The sequence below is a fragment of the Actinomadura sp. NBRC 104425 genome, assembly GCF_030269545.1.
Lineage (GTDB): Bacteria > Actinomycetota > Actinomycetes > Streptosporangiales > Streptosporangiaceae > Spirillospora > Spirillospora keratinilytica.
On record NZ_BSTN01000007.1, the window covers coordinates 227,090 to 243,596 of the forward strand.

Annotated in this window: 16 protein-coding genes; 10 read left to right on the top strand and 6 right to left on the bottom strand. The window is 71.4% G+C overall.

Features of this window, described 5'->3' with window-relative positions; all coding sequences use genetic code 11:
* From QSK22_RS13965 to QSK22_RS13980, 4 genes are all read left to right on the top strand, one after another.
* Positions 1-1,284, top strand: coding sequence for a hypothetical protein (locus QSK22_RS13965; protein ID WP_285494544.1), 1,284 nt, complete (start codon positions 1-3; stop codon positions 1,282-1,284).
* On the top strand, positions 1,284-2,627 hold the full coding sequence (locus QSK22_RS13970; protein WP_285494546.1) for a DUF4407 domain-containing protein: 1,344 nt from the start codon (positions 1,284-1,286) through the stop codon (positions 2,625-2,627). The genes QSK22_RS13965 and QSK22_RS13970 overlap by 1 nt, the downstream gene beginning before the upstream one ends.
* Before the next feature lie 28 nt (positions 2,628-2,655).
* Entirely contained in the window at positions 2,656-3,387 is a 732-nt protein-coding gene (locus tag QSK22_RS13975) for a hypothetical protein (RefSeq protein WP_285494547.1), read from the top strand.
* A 211-nt stretch (positions 3,388-3,598) separates the two neighbouring features.
* Positions 3,599-5,020: a DEAD/DEAH box helicase gene (locus QSK22_RS13980; RefSeq protein WP_285494548.1), complete on the top strand. Its 1,422-nt coding sequence runs from the start codon at positions 3,599-3,601 to the stop codon at positions 5,018-5,020.
* A 377-nt stretch (positions 5,021-5,397) separates the two neighbouring features.
* Here the strand turns inward: QSK22_RS13980 and QSK22_RS13985 are convergent, their stop codons facing one another.
* On the bottom strand, positions 5,398-6,135 hold the full coding sequence (locus QSK22_RS13985) for an acyltransferase (protein WP_285494549.1): 738 nt from the start codon (positions 6,133-6,135) through the stop codon (positions 5,398-5,400).
* 317 nt (positions 6,136-6,452) lie between these two features.
* The gene (locus QSK22_RS13990; RefSeq protein WP_285494550.1) at positions 6,453-6,869 is read right to left on the bottom strand and encodes a hypothetical protein; all 417 of its coding nucleotides are present in this window, start codon (positions 6,867-6,869) and stop codon (positions 6,453-6,455) included.
* Between the two features lie 240 nt (positions 6,870-7,109).
* Here QSK22_RS13990 and QSK22_RS13995 point away from each other — a divergent pair, with 240 nt between their 5' ends.
* Together QSK22_RS13995 and QSK22_RS14000 are read left to right on the top strand one after the other, a co-directional pair.
* Positions 7,110-7,643 carry a peptidylprolyl isomerase gene (locus tag QSK22_RS13995; RefSeq protein WP_285494551.1) on the top strand — a complete coding sequence of 178 codons (534 nt, stop codon included), beginning with the start codon at positions 7,110-7,112 and terminating at the stop codon, positions 7,641-7,643.
* A 40-nt stretch (positions 7,644-7,683) separates the two neighbouring features.
* Positions 7,684-8,592, top strand: coding sequence for a rhomboid family intramembrane serine protease (locus QSK22_RS14000; protein WP_285494552.1), 909 nt, complete (start codon positions 7,684-7,686; stop codon positions 8,590-8,592).
* Positions 8,593-8,774: 182 nt separating this feature from the next.
* Here QSK22_RS14000 and QSK22_RS14005 read toward each other — a convergent pair whose 3' ends face one another.
* Positions 8,775-9,032: a cell division protein CrgA gene (locus QSK22_RS14005; RefSeq protein ID WP_285494553.1), complete on the bottom strand. Its 258-nt coding sequence runs from the start codon at positions 9,030-9,032 to the stop codon at positions 8,775-8,777.
* A gap of 80 nt (positions 9,033-9,112) precedes the next feature.
* Between QSK22_RS14005 and QSK22_RS14010 the strand changes: the two genes are divergently transcribed.
* From QSK22_RS14010 to QSK22_RS14025, 4 genes are read left to right on the top strand one after another with little or no spacing between them, the layout of a single operon-like run.
* A complete protein-coding gene (locus QSK22_RS14010; protein WP_285494554.1) occupies positions 9,113-9,862 on the top strand; it encodes a DUF881 domain-containing protein in 750 nt (249 codons plus the stop codon).
* Between the two features lie 51 nt (positions 9,863-9,913).
* Complete coding sequence (locus QSK22_RS14015) at positions 9,914-10,561, top strand: class E sortase (RefSeq protein ID WP_285494555.1); 648 nt, start codon at positions 9,914-9,916, stop codon at positions 10,559-10,561.
* 17 nt (positions 10,562-10,578) lie between these two features.
* On the top strand, positions 10,579-10,773 hold the full coding sequence (locus QSK22_RS14020) for a hypothetical protein (protein ID WP_285494556.1): 195 nt from the start codon (positions 10,579-10,581) through the stop codon (positions 10,771-10,773).
* Positions 10,774-10,790: 17 nt separating this feature from the next.
* Positions 10,791-11,372 carry an anthranilate synthase component II gene (locus QSK22_RS14025; protein ID WP_352231448.1) on the top strand — a complete coding sequence of 194 codons (582 nt, stop codon included), beginning with the start codon at positions 10,791-10,793 and terminating at the stop codon, positions 11,370-11,372.
* Between the two features lie 371 nt (positions 11,373-11,743).
* On the opposite strand, the gene pknB is transcribed toward QSK22_RS14025, so the two are convergent.
* The 3 genes from pknB to QSK22_RS14040 are packed head-to-tail and all read right to left on the bottom strand — an operon-like array spanning position 11,744 to position 16,468.
* The gene (pknB, locus tag QSK22_RS14030) at positions 11,744-13,537 is read right to left on the bottom strand and encodes a Stk1 family PASTA domain-containing Ser/Thr kinase (protein WP_285494558.1); all 1,794 of its coding nucleotides are present in this window, start codon (positions 13,535-13,537) and stop codon (positions 11,744-11,746) included.
* Positions 13,538-13,571: 34 nt separating this feature from the next.
* Positions 13,572-14,993: a serine/threonine-protein kinase gene (locus QSK22_RS14035; protein ID WP_285494559.1), complete on the bottom strand. Its 1,422-nt coding sequence runs from the start codon at positions 14,991-14,993 to the stop codon at positions 13,572-13,574.
* A complete protein-coding gene (locus tag QSK22_RS14040) occupies positions 14,990-16,468 on the bottom strand; it encodes a peptidoglycan D,D-transpeptidase FtsI family protein (RefSeq protein WP_285494560.1) in 1,479 nt (492 codons plus the stop codon). The genes QSK22_RS14035 and QSK22_RS14040 overlap by 4 nt, the downstream gene beginning before the upstream one ends.
* Positions 16,469-16,507: the final 39 nt, after the last annotated feature.

Sequence of the window (16,507 nt, forward strand, 5' to 3'; positions counted from 1 at the left end):
ATGCCCACGCCCTATCCGATCGTCGAGTCCAAGCCCCTGCCGCCGGTGGGCAGGTCCGGCTGGTTCGGGCTGGGAGAAAGAAGGCGGGACTGGGCGGACCTGCCGGCGCCGAAGGCCGACCACGCGTACGTCTACCTGGTCGACGGCAGGCACGTCGTCGACCACGGGCGCCTCGGGCCGGGAGACGACATCGTGGTGCGCGCCACCCACGTCAGCGTCGTCGACCTGACCGTCAACCGCGGGGTCTCGGTGGAGCTGGCCATCCCGTCGGCCGACGCCAAGCAGTTCACCGTCCGCGCCCACTTCCAGTGCACGGTGCTGGAGCCCGACAAGGTCGTCAAATGCGGGCAGGGCGACGCGACCACGGTCCTGCTCGACTACCTGCGCGGATACCAGAAGCTGTTCCAGCTCGGCCTGCCGTACAAGATCTCCGACGTCGACAAGGTCTCGCTGATCGTGCAGACCCAGGTGGAGTCCTACAACAAGCACGTCCCGCCGGAGGTGCCCGGGATGCGGGTGGTGTACGTCAGCACGCAGGTGCTCACCCCCGGCGAGCTGGTCGACTACTACGACAGCCGGTTCAGAAACGAGCAGCAGTTCCTCACCGACGTCGCGCGCACCCGGCAGCAGATGCAGCTCGAACAGCTCGAGGCCGCCCGCGTAAGGGAGCAGGAGCTGCAGGCCAAGAGCCACGAGCTGAGGCTGGCCGAACAGCAGCACAGCATCGACATGACGCGCCAGCGCAGCCGGCACCGGCTGGCCGAGGAGGACAACCGGTTCGCCGCCGGGCAGGCCCGGATGCTCACCGAGGCGATCGGCCGCGACCCGCAGACGGCGGCCTACTACGCCCTGCAGAAGGGCGAGGGCTCGGCGGAGCAGATCACCGCCGCGCTCCAGCAGGGCCAGGCCGATGCCGAGGCCCGCCGGCGCGAGCTGGAGGACAGGGAGTTCGCCCTGCGCAAGGCCGACCGGGAACGCGCGTGGGCCGTCGAGGACCGCGACGTCGCCTGGCAGCGCGAGCAGCAGGAGCGGGCGCTGAGGGAACCCTTCAGCCTGGTGAAGGAACTGGCCAAGCGCGGGCATCTCGATGAGGTCGGCTACGACGAGGTCTGCCGCCTCATGGTGCAGCTGATCACGACGTATAGGGGCGAGCTGGACACCGCCGCCGGGCCCAGACCCGGACTGGACGCCGCCGCCGAGCCCAGACCCGAACTCGACGCCGCCGCCGAGCCCGGGTCCGAGCTGCCCGAGGCCGACGACTTCTTCTCCGAGGACGAGGACTGATGGTCGCCCAGCTCGCCCGCCCCGCCGGGTCCGCGGAGCCCGCCGGACCCGGCGGGGCGCAGCCCTACCGTCCCGCACCGCCCGGCGACGGCGTCGGCCGCTGGCTGCGCGCACGGATCGGCGTGGTGGAGAACGTGCTCGACTACACCCCCGAGCTGCGGCCCCACTACACCAAGGTCGGTGCACTGGTGCTCACCACCAGTGCGCTCGCGGCGGTGTCCATGTGGACCGCGCTGGTCAAGTTCCTGGACGTGCACTGGCTGCTGCTGGCACCGGTCGCCGCGTTCTGGGGCTGGCTGATCTTCTGCATCGACAGCTGGCTGATCACCACCATGCACGGCTCCCAGAGCGCCGGACGGTCGTTCTGGGTGCGGCTGGTCCTGGCCGGGCTGCTCGGTTTCGTCATCGCCGAGCCGCTGCTGCTGAAGGTGTTCGAACCGGCGATCCACCGGCAGGTCGCGGAGAACCGCGTCCTGGAACGGGCCGAGCGGGAGTCGGCGCTGAAGGCGTGCAATCCCGTCCCGTACCGGGAGCTGACGGCCGCCGAACGCGAGCGGTGCCGGGTGCGCAGGCTGCTGCTGACCGTGCCCGCCGACCCGGGCGCCGTCAGCGCCGACATCGCCACGCTGCGAAGCGAGCGCAAGAACAAGCAGGAGAAGCTCGACGCCGATAAAAAGTCGCTGCAGCGCCTGCGGGACGACGCCCGCAAGGAGTGCAACGGGCACAACGGGCCGGGCCTCAGCGGTGTGTGGGGCGCCGGCCCGCGCTGCGCGGAGGCCAACCGGGACGCCGAGAGCTTCGCCGAGCAGAGCCGGCTGGACGCGCGCCAGAAGGAGATCAACGACCTCGACGAAAGGATCAAGACGCTGGTCGAGAGCCGCGAATCGGTCGCGCGGGACTACGCCACGCAGATGAATCAGGCGATCAAGGCGCAGCTTCCCCCGCCGGACGGCGAGATCGGGCTGCTGGAAGAGCACAAGGCCCTCGGGTCCCTGAGCGGCGAGAGCCTGCTCGTCCTGGTCGGGCCGTGGCTGCTGCGGCTGCTGCTGGTCGTCGTCGACTGCCTGCCGGTGCTGTCGAAGCGGCTGTCCGGACCGACCGCCTACGACCGCAACATCGCCCGGCAGCTCGGCACCGGCGAAACGCTGTTCGAACTGGACGACGAGCTGCGGCGCCGCCGGGACCAGTCGGCCAAGGAGACCGAGCTCGGCGAACTGGACCGGCTCGACCGGGCCCGGCAACGCGACCGCGACGCGGAGCTGGAGCGCACGCGCGTCCGGCAGGACAAGGAGCTCAACCGCAAAATCGACGAGTACGCCCGCTGGCTGCGCGGCGAGGCCTGACATGGGAGCCGACGGCGGGGGAGGACGCATGCCACGAGAACGCACATTCGCACGGCGCCTTTTGATCTCGGCGGACGCCACAGGGTACGGGCGGCGCGGCGACCGGGGACAGGCGCGGCTGCAACGAGGGCTGCTGAAGGTGCTGGGTGAGGCGGCGGAACGTGCCGGCCTGCACCGCGCCGCCTGGGACCGGCAGGTCGCGGGGGACGGCGAACTGGCCGTGCTTCCCGACAGCGAGCCCGAGCCCCGCGTCGTGGACGGCTACGTGCGGCAGCTGGCGGCCGCGCTGCGGCGGCACAACCGCGGCGTCTCAGGCGACGTGCGGGTGCGGCTGCGGCTGGCGATCCACCACGGCACCGCCGTGCGCGGCGCGGAGAGCTACGACGGCCGGGGTGTCGTCGAGGTCACCCGGCTGTGCGACAGCGCGCCGCTGCGGACCGCGCTGCGGGAGTCGGGGAGCGACCTGGCGGTCATCCTGTCCGGCCGGGTGTTCCACGATGTGGTGGGCGGCGAGTACACCTTGTGGCGGCCGTCGGACTTCCGGAAGGTGCGGGTCGGGGTGAAGGAACTCACGACGGAGGCGTTCCTGCTCGTCCCGGGGCACGACGTGCACTCCCTCGACCTGGCTGCGGACATGCCGTCGTCCCCGGCCTCCGAGCGGCGGCCGGGGGCGGCGGACACGCCCGTGGTCCAGAACAACTTCTACGACCGCGTCGACGCCTCCGATGCGACGTTCGGGATCGGTGCGTCCCGCCGGTGACCGTCGGATCCACCGCCCCGCGCCCCGTTCGCGGACGGCTGTGGTGAGAGGGATCCGAGAGGATCGGGCATAAACGCGCGCCCTCCCGGCGTTAGACTGGCCGAACCGAACTTTTCTTCGACGCCCCCGCGTCCCGGCTCGTCTGCGCAGCCCACCGCTCCGAAAACCAAGGTGGCCTCCCGAGACGCAGCCCCCTCTCGGAAGGTTATGCGTGACCGTAACGCTTGCTGACAACGACATCGCCCTGCCCTCCTTCGCCGAACTCGGGCTGCCCGAACAGCTCGTGGCGGCGCTGGCCCGGCAGGGCATCCACGACCCCTTCCCCATCCAGGCGGCCGCGATCCCCGACGTGCTGGCCGCCCGGGACGTGCTCGGCCGCGGCAAGACCGGCTCCGGCAAGACGCTGGCGTTCGGCCTGCCGCTGCTGGCCCGTCTGGCCGGGCAGAAGGCCCGACCCAAGCGTCCCCTCGCCCTGATCCTGGTGCCCACGCGAGAGCTGGCCCAGCAGGTCCAGACGAACCTGGAGCCGCTCGGCCGGTCCGTCGGCCTGCGGTTCAAGACCGTCATCGGGCAGACCTCGATGTTCAAGCAGATCGACGCGCTGCGCCGCGGCGTCGAGGTGCTGGTGGCCACCCCCGGGCGGCTCAAGGACCTCATGCGCCAGGAGGCCTGCGACCTCGGCGACACGCGCATCGTCGTGCTGGACGAGGCCGACCACATGGCCGACATGGGCTTCCTGCCCGACGTCACCGACATCCTCGACCGGGCCCGGCCGGGTGGGCAGCGGCTGCTGTTCTCCGCCACCCTGGACGACGACGTCGACGTGCTCGTCAAGCGCTACCTCAACGACCCGGTGACGCACGCCATCGGCCCGGTGGACGAGCCCGTCGCCACCATGGACCATCACCTGCTGCTGGTGGCGCCCAAGGAGAAGGCCATCATCACCGCCGAGATCGCCAGCCGGGAGGGCCGGACGATCCTGTTCGCCCGCACCAAGCACGGTGTGGACCGGCTCACCAAGCAGCTCACCAGCGTCGGGGTGCGCGCCGCGGGCCTGCACGGCGGCAAGAGCCAGGGCCTGCGCACCCGCACCCTGGCCGAGTTCCGCGAAGGCTCGATCAACGTGCTGGTCGCCACGGACGTCGCCGCCCGCGGCATCCACGTCGACGACGTCAGCCTGGTCATGCACGTCGATCCGCCCGCCGACCACAAGGACTACATGCACCGCGCGGGCCGCACGGCGCGCGCGGGCGAGCGCGGCACCGTGGTGACGCTCGTGCTGCCGCACCAGGTGCGCGCGACCACCGCCATGACCCGCCGGGCGGGCATCGACGCCCGCCGCATCCGGGTGTCGTCCGGCGACGAGGAGCTGGTCCGCCTCACGGGGGCGCGGCAGCCGTCCGGCATCCCGATCGAGGAGCCGCTGATCCCCGAGCGTCCGCAGCGGAGCGGGGGGCGCCGTCCCGGCGGTCCGCGCGGCCGTTTCCACCGCGGTGCATCGGGTGACCGTGACCGCCGTGGCCGCCGTTCGGGGGGACGTTTCGAACGCGGCGATCGTCGCGGCGCTTCGCATGGGGGGCGCGGCCCTGCCGCTCACAGCTCCCGCCGCTCTGGAGACCCCCGGCCCTCCTAAGCCACAACCCGAATGACGGCAACGGGCGCGGCCTCCCCAGGGCGGTTGCGCCCATGTGGATGCCTGGCGTGTCCGTGGTCGTGTGCCTTTTCGGGAAGGGCGTTGGAGCCGTGGCCGGTCAGGGGACGTCGTCCGGGCGGTTCGCGTGGCCGTTTCCGCCGCGGCGCGGTTGATCGTCGCGGTCGTTGTTCGGGGACGCCCTGAGCGTGGTGAGCGTTGCGGCGTCTCGCTGCGGGGCGCGGCTCCGCTGCCCACGTGCCGTGGCGGAGTCCCCGGCTTTCTTCAGGCATGGCGGAGAGGCCTTGCCGGCGCGGCCGCGCATGCTCGGTGTGCCGTGGCCGATGGGGGCGCGATCGATCAGAGCGGCGGACTGTCGGTCAGCCGGCCTCTTCGTGCAGGTCGGTGACGGGGGCCAGGTTGGCCGCCTTCTCCACGGCGGCCAGGGAGCGGTTGCGCAGGGGCGGCTGCCAGCCGAGCTCGGCGTCGTAGCGGCGCAGCACCTTGGCGGGGACGCCGCCGATCACCGAGTGGTCGGGGAACTCGCCGCGCACCACGGCGCCGCCCGCCACCGCGACGTTCCGGCCCAGGCGGGTGCCGGGCAGGATGATGGCGCCCGTGCCGATCCAGCAGCCGTCGCCGATCACGACCGGGTTGTTCTCGGGCCACTGCCGTCCGATCGGGGTGTCCAGGTCGTCGTAGCTGTGGTTCTGGTCGGTGATGTAGACGTTCGGGCCGGTGAACACGTCGTCGCCGATCTCGATGGACTGGTGGCCGACGATGTGCGTGCCGCGGCCCAGCGAGCAGCCCTTGCCGATCCGCACGATCAGGTCCGGGCCGAGGTCCAGGCCGGGGACGAACCCCGCGGAGATCGTGCAGTGCGTGCCGACCAGCGTGTGGTCTCCGATGGAGATCCAGGGTTCGCCGTAGATGGCGCCGATCGGGAATCCGATGCAGACGCCTTCGCCCAGGTAGGCGAAGCGGCGGCGGCCGGGGGTGTGCGGGGTGATCTCGCCCTGCCGCTGGATCCACTCCCAGCCGCGGTGCACGGCCGCGTGTGCGGCGCGGCGGGCCTGGACGGCGATGAACTGCCGTAGCGAACGGGCCTTCGGCGACATGGCGTTCACGGTACCGGTTGGTAGCTATCGCCGGAATTGCCCCCTTACTGCTACGGAAGATCCCAGCTCACGGTGAGGGCCCGGCCGCCCGGCCGGGCCCTCACCGATGACTCCCTCTAAGGTCATGTCCGGTGGATCTTGGCATCCGGCTCTTGAGTGCGGGGCCGGGGCGTCCGCTGCGTGCTTGTGAGTCTGCGGTTTCGCTGTCCGGTGCGAGCGGACCGGTGCGGCGGCCGCCCTGCCGACGGAGCAACTGTGGTCGGGGTCGCCCTGGTCGCCGCACTGCTGCGGGCCCATCATGATCGACCGGACGCACCCTAGGGTTGGCGCATCTGGCCGTCGGACGACTGGTGCTGCGACTGCGACCCGCCGAGCTCGTCCATCGCCTCGCGCATGGCGTTGCGCCGCGTCAGCAGGGCGCCCGCCACGCCCACGGCGGCCATGCCGGCCACCGTCACCAGGGCGGCGTTGCGGCCGCGCCGCTGCCGGCGGGGCGGCTCCACCCGGTGGGCCATCTCGGTGAGAAACGCGCTCACCCGCGGGGCCAGATCCGTCTCCACGTACCCGGCGGCCCGGGCCAGCCGGGGCGCGCTCCACTCGCGTGCGACGAGCACGCGCTCGGTGGCGATGTCACGCGTCTGGCGCGCCGCCGGGACGATCCGCTCGGTGGCGCTGGAGGCGCCCTGCCGGCACAACAGCGCACCCTGCCGGCACGCCTCCTGCATACGCTCCAACCGCGGAAACGGCACTTCTCGCGGCCTACGGCGAATGCTCATCTTTAGGGACACGCTAACCTCCCTGTTTGCGAGGTCCTGTCGGCACCCTTCCCAGGAGGCGGTGGGTAAACCCCGTTTGCGCGTCCCAAACGTCACGCAGGGTGAGCAGGCCGCGTGTGTGACCGCAGTCGACGTGTGCGAACGCGTCGAACGCACCGATCCGAGACACTTCCCGACTCGACGACGAGGAGGCCCGCCATGGCGGAGGAGATCTTCGCGACGCTGCAGACGTCGCTCGGCCCGATCGTGCTCCAGCTGTACCCCGACAAGGCGCCCAAGACCGTGGAGAACTTCGTCGGGCTGGCCGAGGGCACCAGGACGTGGCGGCACCCTCAGACCGGGCAGACCCAGGCCAACACCCCGCTGTACAACGGCACGATCTTCCACCGGGTCATCGAGAACTTCATGATCCAGGGCGGTGACCCGCTGGGCCGCGGCACCGGCGGGCCCGGCTACCAGTTCGAGGACGAGTTCCACCCGTCGCTGAAGTTCGACCGGCCGTACCTGCTGGCGATGGCCAACGCCGGGCCGAACACCAACGGCTCGCAGTTCTTCATCACCACCAACGTCGCCAACACCCGCCACCTGACCGGCCGGCACACCATCTTCGGCAAGGTCATCCAGGGCACGGACGTGGTGGACCGTATCTCCAAGGTCCCCACCGACCCGAGCGACAAGCCGCGCGAGGACGTCGTCATCCAGTCGGTGACGATCGAGCGCCGCCAGTCGTAGAACATGTGAGAGCCCACGCACAGGCCCGCGGAGCCGCCGAATGAGCACAGACCCCAACCTCGCGTCCGGAGCCGGGACGCCGGTACCGACCTGCTACCGGCATCCGGGGCGGGAGACGTACGTCCGCTGCACCCGGTGCGATCGCCCCATGTGCCCCGAGTGCATGCGGGACGCGGCCGTGGGGCACCAGTGCGTCGAATGCGTCGCGGAGGGAAACCGGGACGTCCGCCAGGCCCGCACCGCGCTGGGCGCCCGCGTGCCGGGGTCGGCGACGCCCGTGGTGACGTACACGCTCATCGGCATCTGCGTGCTGGTCTACCTGGCCGAACTGTCGTCCGTGCGGGTCGTGTGGGATTACATGATGGTCGGCCAGGGCATCGGACGCACGGGACAGGTGATCGGGGTGGCCGAGGGCGAGTGGTATCGCCTGGTCACCTCGATGTTCCTGCATCAGCGGCCCGGCGGCGGCTCGTTCAGCATCACCCACATCCTGTTCAACATGTGGGCGCTGTGGGCGATCGGCCCGGCGCTGGAGCAGGTGCTGGGCCGCTGGCGGTTCCTGGCGCTGTACCTGCTGTCGGGCCTGGGCGGGTCGGTGCTGCTGTACCTGCAGTCGCCGGCTGAGGGCGCGGTGGGCGCGTCCGGCGCCATCTTCGGTCTGTTCGCCGCGTACTTCGTGATCGGCCGGCGGCTCGGCGGCCAGGTCGGGCCGATCGTGTTCCTGCTGGTGATCAACCTGGTGATCACCTTTGCGGTGCCGGGGATCTCCTGGCAGGGCCACGTCGGCGGCCTGGTCACCGGCGCGATCCTGGCGGCCGCCTACGCCTACGCGCCCGGCCGCGCCCGCCAGGCGGTGCACATCGCGGCCCCGGTGGCCGTCCTGGCGGTGCTCGCCGTCCTGGTGGCGGTGAAGACCGCGGAGCTGAGCTCCGGCGGCGTGCTGCTGTGACCCGGCCGTGCGCGCACCGCGACCGCTCGCGGCGACGCGGCGTGCGGCGGCCGGATCCGGCCGCGTCCGGGCATGGCGGAACGCACAAGGGCTGTGGAAAACCTGGGGACAACTCCGCGCCGCGGGCCCGCACGCCTGTGGACAACGCGGCCGGACGCGGCCGTGCGCCGACCGGCGGACCGTCAGCGCCAGCGCGTGGACAGAATCACGCCCAGGATGATCGAGGCGAATCCGATGCCCAGGTTCCAGTTGCCCAGGTCGGTCATCAGCGGCAGCTCGGTGCCCGTGCTCGCCGTCACGTAGAACGTCGCGATCCAGGCCAGCCCCAGCAGCCACAGGGCGATCATGGTGGGGGCCAGCCAACGCGGGCTGACCTCGGGCGCCTTGGACTTCTGCGGCGGCGTGTAGACGGCCTTCTTGCGGACTTTGGACTTGGCCACGGTCGGATCGATCTCCTCGGGCGGTCGGCGGCCGGAGCGCCGGTCCGCACATGGGTCTTTGTCGGTTAGCGTAGTCGCTGGTGAGCAGCGTACGGCGTAGAGCGTGGCGAAGCATCCTTCCGCTCCTGACGGTCCTGTCCGGAACCCTGTTCGCGGCCGGGGCGAGCACGTCCCGCGGCACCGACCTGCGCGGCACCGGCCGCACCCGGCTGACCGAATTGATCATCGCGGAGCAGCGCCGCGGCGACCGGGAACGCGCCGAGTACCGGCGGCTGCGCGCCGAGGTCGACCGGGCGTCCCGGCAGGCCGGACGGCACGACACGCGGGTCAAGGACGCCCAGGCGCAGGCCGACCGGCTGGCCGCCGCGTCCGGCTTCACCCCGCTGCGCGGCCGCGGCGTGCGGGTGACGCTGGACGACGCGCCGCAGCCCGAGTCCGGTGAGCTGCCGCGCGGGACGAGCCCCGACGATCTGGTCGTCCACCAGGTCGACGTGCAGGCCGTGGTGAACGCGCTGTGGGCGGGCGGCGCCACCGGCATGCAGATCATGGACCAGCGGGTGATCTCCACCAGCGCCGTGCGGTGCGTGGGCAATACCCTGATCCTCCAAGGGGTCGTGTACTCGCCGCCGTTCCGCGTCACCGCGGTCGGCGACCCCGCCCGGCTGCGGGCCGCACTCGACGACTCGCCCGAGATCGCGGTCTACCGCCGGTACGTGCGCGAGTACGGGCTGGGGTACACGGTGCGGACGCTGCGCCATGTGGAACTGCCCGCCTTCACCGGCAACGTGACGATGAAGCACGCCACGGTGCCGCCGTACGCGGCGCCCTAGCCGGGCGGCGGACGGTGGCCCGACCGACCAGCGAAGGGGGGACGACGCGCGGTGCGGACGCTGATCCGTGGCCTGGGCGAGCTGTTCATCACCGGAGGGCTGGTCCTGCTGCTGTTCGTCGTCTACAGCCTGTGGGGGACCGACCGCTACACCCGCGAGCAGCAGGACCGGCTGGGCGAGCAGCTGGCCAAGGCGTGGCAGGCGCCGCCGGTCACCACCGAGAAGGTCAAGCTCGGCAGCGGCCTGGCCATGATCCGCATCCCCAGGCTCGGCAGCAAGTACCGGTACGTCATCGTCGAGGGCGTGCAGCCGTCCGACCTGCGCAAGGGGCCCGGCCACTACCCGGGCACGGCCATGCCCGGCGAGGTCGGCAACTTCGTCGTGTCCGGGCACCGCACCACCTACTCGGCCCCGTTCAACCGCATCGGCGAGCTGCGCCGCGGCGACCGCATCCTCATCGACACCCGCCGGCGCCAGTTCGTCTACCAGGTCACCGGACGCCAGATCGTCGAGCCCGACGACGTGGAGGTGATCGCGCCGGTGCCGAACCATCCGCGGCGCCGCCCCACCGAACGGCTGATCACCCTGACCACCTGCCATCCCAAGTACTCCGCCGCGCAACGGCTGATCGTCTACGGGCGGCTGGTGGAGACGCGGGCGCGCGTCACCGCCCCCACCAGCCCGCAGGCCGGCGGCTGACCCTGGAGGACTACGCGATGTACGCCTGGATCTGGCGGCACCTGCCCGGCGAGCGGCTGCGGACCAAGCTGCTCGCCGCCCTCGCGCTCGCCGCCGCGGCCGTGCTGCTGCTGTGGTACGTCGTGTTCCCCTGGCTGGACGCCAAGCTGGCGTTCGACCACGGCGTCGTCGACGGCCCCGCCCCCTCCGCCCCCGCCTCCCCATCCCGATGACCTGGGACAATGGGGCTGTGCGCGTTCTGGTCGTGGACAACCACGACAGCTTTGTGTTCAACATCGTCCAGTACCTGCGGCAGCTGGGCGCCGACTGCGTGGTCAAGGACCGCTCGGACGTGGTGCTGGACGATGCCCGCGACGTGGACGGCGTGCTGATCAGCCCAGGCCCGGGGCATCCAGCCGATACCGGCGTCTGCCTCGACCTCGTCCGCGACGCCGACCGGCGCGGTCTGCCGCTGCTGGGCGTCTGCCTCGGCCACCAAGTGATCGCCCACGTCTACGGCGCGGTGGTGAGCCGGGCGCCGTGCATCGTCCACGGCCACACCAGCCCGATCCACCACGACGGACGCGGCGTGCTGGCCGGGCTGCCCGACCCGTTCGCCGCCACCCGCTACCACTCGCTGGCCGTCGAGCCGGCGACCGTGCCCGGTGACGTCCTGGAGATCAGCGCCCGCACGCCCGAGGGGGTGGTCATGGGCCTGCGGCACCGGCGCCGCCCGCTGGAGGGCGTGCAGTTCCATCCCGAATCGGTGCTGTCCGAATCCGGCCACGCGCTGCTCCGCAATTGGCTGGCCACCTGCGCTTCTACCGTGTGACGGGGGTGGCGGCGAGCCCTTCGCCGGTGCAGGGCAAAAATTTCTTCGCAAACCCGTAACGCGTCTCTCCCCGGGTCCGAAGACCATCACGAGAGGGCTTCCGCCATTGCCCCCGAGTGGCGGAAGCCCTTTCTTACGTTCTCGCCAGCTCCGCCCCCGGAATCCTCACTTTCCGAATTCTTTCTGTTGCGAGCAGTGAGCGGACGGGTCATGCTTGTCCCGTGGTCATCGGGGGCGTCCACGACCACGGTTTTCCCTCCGCACAAGCAAGGGCCCCGGATCCCTGGACAGACATCCGGGGCCCGGCCGAACACCGCGAGAGCCCCGCCGGTCCAGGGAGGGCGGGGCTCTCGCGGTCGGTTTTCGGGGCTTCAGCCGAAGTGGGGCTGCCGGCCGTTCTGCGGCGTCTCCTGAGTCGGGGTCGGGCTGGTCGGCGCCGGCTCGTTCACCGTGACCGTCACCGTGTCACCCGGCGCGACCGTCGCACCGGCCTCGGGGCTCTGCGCGAACACCTGGCCCGGGGCCACCGGCTTGTCCGGCGGGGCGGGCTGCTTCTGCACGTTGCACTTGAGCCCCAGCGCCTTGAGGCGGTTGCAGGCGGCGCGCTGGCTCTGGTTGTACAGGTCCGGCAGCTGGATCTGGCTCGGGCCGGTCGAGACCACGACCACCACGCGAGACTTCTCGTCGACCTTGGTGCCGCTCGGCGGGGTCGTCCGGATCACCAGGCCGCGCTGCACGTCCGACGACGAGGCGTAGTCGCGGGAGACGCGGAAGCCGCGCGCGGTCAGGATCTGTGCCGCCTCGTCGTACGGGCGGCCCGTCACGTCCGGCACCTCGACCTGCTCCGGCGGCTTCTTGCCGCGCGAGACCACCAGGTTGACGAGCGAGCCCTCGTTGACCTGCGTGCCCGGCCGCGGGTCGGTGCTGATGACATAGCCGCGGCGGACGCTGTCGTTGTACTCTTCCTTGGTCTGGCCGACCTTCAGCCCGACCCGGGCGAGGGCGGCCGCGGCCTCGTCCTGGGACTGGTTGACGATGCTGCTCGGCACGGCGACCTGTTTGACCTCCTCGCCGCCGCGGCCCGACAGCGCCCAGCCGACCAGCGCGGCGCCGCCGATGAACACCACCGCCAGCGCCACCCACAGCGCGGCCTTCTTGCCCGCGCCGCCGCGCCGCTGCGGCTCCTCGTAGTGCACCGGCGGCAGGTCGTAGTCGTTGCCGACCGGCGGCTGCATCTGGGTGCGCGGCGGCACCCCGCCCATCACCTGGGTGCTCTGCGGTTGCGCGCCCATCAGCATGGTGGACGCGGCGGTGGAGGCGACCGGCTGCCCGTGGAGCGCCCGCTGGATCTCCTGCCGGAACTCGTTGGCGGTCTGATAGCGGTGGTCGGGGTGCTTGGCCATCGCCTTGAGCACGATGGCGTCGGCCCACTGCGGGATGTCGGCGTTCAGCTGCGACGGCGGCACCGGCTCCTCCCGCACATGCTGGTAGGCGATGGCCACCGGGGAGTCGCCGGTGAACGGCGGCCGGCCGGTCAGCAGCTCGTACAGCACGCAGCCGGTGGAGTAGATGTCGCTGCGCGCGTCGACCCGCTCGCCCCGCGCCTGCTCGGGCGACAGGTACTGGGCCGTCCCGATCACCTGGGCGGTCTGCGTCATCGTGGCGGCCGAGTCGGCCATGGCCCGCGCGATGCCGAAGTCCATGACCTTGACCTCGTGGCTGCGGGTCAGCATCACGTTGGCCGGCTTGATGTCGCGGTGCACGATCCCGCCGCGATGGCTGTAGTCCAGCGCCCGCAGGATGCCGTCGGTGATCTCCAGCGCCTTCTCCGGCAGCAGCGCCCGGTTCTCCCGCAGCAGGTCGCGCAGTGTGCTGCCGTCGACGTACTCCATGACGATGTACGGGATGGAGGTGTCGCCGACGGAGTCCTCGCCGGTGTCGTACACGGCGATGATCGACGGGTGGTTCAGGGACGCGGCCGACTGCGCCTCCCGCCGGAAGCGGGCCTGGAAGGTGGGGTCACGAGCCAGGTCGGAGCGCAGTGTCTTGACCGCCACGACGCGGTCGAGGCGCAGGTCTCTGGCACGGTAGACCTCGGCCATGCCGCCGCGCCCGATGACGCCCTCGAGCTGGTAGCGGCCGCCGAGCAGCCGAGGTTGACTCATATGTGCACTTTCCCTCGTACGTCTACACCTTGTCTCAGAACCTAGCCCCCCGCGGTGGACGTGCGAGGGATCCGGGCTCGGAGTTGACGGAGTCGTGGTCCTCCCCGTCGGTGCGGGTGCTGGCTTCGGGCCGGGGGCGGTCCCGGTCGGATCTGTGGTCGGCTTCTGTAGAAGGGGACGCGCTGCGGTACGGGGTTGTTGCCCTCGGTCCTGGCCGCGGCTCACGATCGTCCCGGACGGGCCGCGCGGAGGCAAGACCCACGGGCCGCAAGCCGCGGGCTCCGGGCCCCGCCGGAGCCGATCCCCGCAGGTCGAGCCCACCGGGCCGGCCTGGCTCGCGGATGGGTGCGCCTGCCCGGCTGCGATGCGCCGGTGCCGTGCGTCCTTGCTCCGGCATGTCCCCGACGCGCAGGTTACCGGGCGTAAAGCTGTCGTCAAGTTCCGGCGATTCGGTCGGCGTGCCGGGCGCCCGCTGCGGATCCCCGGGTCGCCCCGGCGATCCTCGGGGAAACCTTGGTGAACCGCGGACGAATTCTGGCGACCCGCGCGGCCGTCGCGGTGAATCGTGTTGATTATCGGAAATGCCTGGCCGGGGTTCCGGGGCGGTCACCGGTGCGGCGCCCGGCGGGACCGGCGGCGGCAGCGCGTCGCGGAGCGCGGCGGCGCGCTCGGCCACCCGGCCCGCGTCACCGCCGAACCGCTCGGCCGGCTCCTTGGCCAGCAGCGTGAACACCAGCGCCTGGACGTCCGCCGGAACGTCGTCCGGCAGCCGCGGCGGTGCCTCCCGGACATGCTTGAGCGCGGTATCGACCGTCGTGTCCCCGTCGAACGGCACCCGGCCCGCCAGGCACTCGAAGGCCACCACACCCAGCGCGTACAGATCGACCGCCGGGGTCAGCTCCTGCCCGGTGGCCTGCTCGGGCGACAGATAGCGGACCGAGCCCATCACCCGCCCCGCCGCCGTCACCCCGGCCGACTCGGGGCCCCGCGCGATCCCGAAATCGGTGATCTTCACGGTGCCGTCCGCGGTCACCAGCAGATTGCCGGGCTTGACGTCGCGGTGCACGATCCCCGCGCGGTGCGCCGCGGCCAGCGCCCGCGCCGTCTGCGCCACCAGATCGAGCGTGCGCCATGCGGTGAGCCTGCCCACCCGCGCCAGCACCGCCGACAGCGGCTCCCCCGGCACCAGCTCCATCACCAGATAAGCCCGGCCGCTGTGGGTGCCGTGGTCGTACACCCGGGCGATGCCCTCATGCCGCAGCACCTCCGCGCACCGGGCCTCGGCCGCGAACCGCTCCGGCGCCGCCACGTCCGGCGGCACGTCCTCGCGCAGCAGCTTCACCGCGACGTCGCGGCCCGTCCGCTCGTCGCGGGCCGTCCAGACCTCGCCCATCCCGCCGGTGGCGACCGGCTGCACCAGCCGGTACCGGTCGTTCAGGACGAGATCGCGGCTCACTTTTTCAGCACCTGGGCCATGATCGCGCCGGCCACCGGGCCGGCGGCGGTGCCACCGCTGCCCGGACCCTCGGTGACGACCGCGAAGGCGTACCGGGGCTTGTTGATCGGGGCGAACCCGACGAACCACCGCGCGTTGGGGTTGCCGTCGCCCTGCTCGGCGGTACCGGTCTTACCGGCGATGTTCAGGCCCTGCAGGTTCTTGGCCGTGCCCTCGGTGACCACCGCGCGCATCATGTCGGCCAGCTGCTCGGCCGTGTCGGACTGGATGGCCTGCGAGAACTCCTCCGGGTCGGCGCTGTAGAGCTCGCTTTGGTCCTTGGCCCGCACGGTCTGCACCAGATACGGCTTCATGATCTTGCCGCCGTTGGCGACCGCGGCCGCCACCATCGCCATCTGCAGCGGGGTGGCCCGCACGTTCTCCTGGCCGATGCCGGAGCGGGCGGTGCCGTCCTGCCCGGTCCGGGTCATCTGCCCGGTCTCCAGGTTCCGCACCGACACCGGCACGTCGCTCTCGGCGGGGTAGACGTCCGGCTCGATCTCGAACCGCCGGTTGAAGCCGAACTTGGTGGCGCCCTGGTTGAGCCGCTCGATGCCCATCTTCAGCGCCAGCTCGCCGAACGTGGTGTTGCAGGACTCGGCGTACGCGCCGCGCAGCGAGGCCCGTCCGGCGCAGTTGCCGGTGTCGTGCGAGTTCGGCAGCGGCCTGCCCGACTCCGGCAGGATCAGCTGGCCGGTGTTGACGATCGAGCCGCTGTTCAGCCCCATCTGCTCGATGGCGATCGCCGCGGTGACCGTCTTGAACGACGAACCCGGCGGGAACGTCTGGCTCATCGCGTTGTCGATCAGCGGCTTGATGACGCCCTTGGTCTGGTCCAGCTGGATCAGCCGCTCGCTGCCCTTGGTGCCCTTCTGCGGCGCCACCTCGTTCGGATCGAACGACGGGTAGGACGCCAGCACCTGCACCGCGCCGGTCTTGATGTCGATCACCGCGGCCCCGGCCCGGCGCGTGGTGCTGGCCTTCAGCCGCTGGTAGGCGACCTCCTGGGCGTCGGTGTTCAGCGTCAGCTCCACATTGGCGCCCTCGGCCTTCTTGCCGATGAACATGTCGAACCAGCGCTGGTGGGTGATCCGTTTGTCGGTGCCGCCCAGCAGCGAGTTGTAGGCCAGCTCCACCTTGGACGCGCCGCCGTTGAAGTAACCGGTGACCGGCGAGTACACCGGGCCGTTCTTGTAGCTGCGGCCGTACTTGGGGTTCTCCTTGCCGGTCGGCTCGGACTGCGCGAGCACCTGCCCGTCCGCGATGATCTGCCCGCGGGGCGAGTTGAACACCTCGGCGAACTTGCGGGTGTTCTTGTCGTCGTTGCGCAGCGCCTCGGCCTGGCTGCCCTGCACGTAGTTGACCTGCGCCATCAGGCCGAAGAACAGCAGCAACCCGAAGATCGCGACCCGGCGCAGCGGCTTGTCCATGTTCATCGGGTGATGCTCCGCTCGATGTCGGGGACAGGTCCGGCT

Bases quoted from the DNA above. Each gene is read 5' to 3' on its own strand.
- QSK22_RS13965 (WP_285494544.1), top strand. From the start codon at position 1: ATGCCCACGCCCTATCCGATCGTCGAGTCCAAGCCCCTGCCGCCGGTG.
- QSK22_RS13970 (WP_285494546.1), top strand. From the start codon at position 1,284: ATGGTCGCCCAGCTCGCCCGCCCCGCCGGGTCCGCGGAGCCCGCCGGA.
- QSK22_RS13975 (WP_285494547.1), top strand. From the start codon at position 2,656: ATGCCACGAGAACGCACATTCGCACGGCGCCTTTTGATCTCGGCGGAC.
- QSK22_RS13985 (WP_285494549.1), bottom strand. From the start codon at position 6,135: ATGTCGCCGAAGGCCCGTTCGCTACGGCAGTTCATCGCCGTCCAGGCC.
- QSK22_RS13995 (WP_285494551.1), top strand. From the start codon at position 7,110: ATGGCGGAGGAGATCTTCGCGACGCTGCAGACGTCGCTCGGCCCGATC.
- QSK22_RS14000 (WP_285494552.1), top strand. From the start codon at position 7,684: ATGAGCACAGACCCCAACCTCGCGTCCGGAGCCGGGACGCCGGTACCG.
- QSK22_RS14020 (WP_285494556.1), top strand. From the start codon at position 10,579: ATGTACGCCTGGATCTGGCGGCACCTGCCCGGCGAGCGGCTGCGGACC.
- pknB (WP_285494558.1), bottom strand. From the start codon at position 13,537: ATGAGTCAACCTCGGCTGCTCGGCGGCCGCTACCAGCTCGAGGGCGTC.
- QSK22_RS14040 (WP_285494560.1), bottom strand. From the start codon at position 16,468: ATGAACATGGACAAGCCGCTGCGCCGGGTCGCGATCTTCGGGTTGCTG.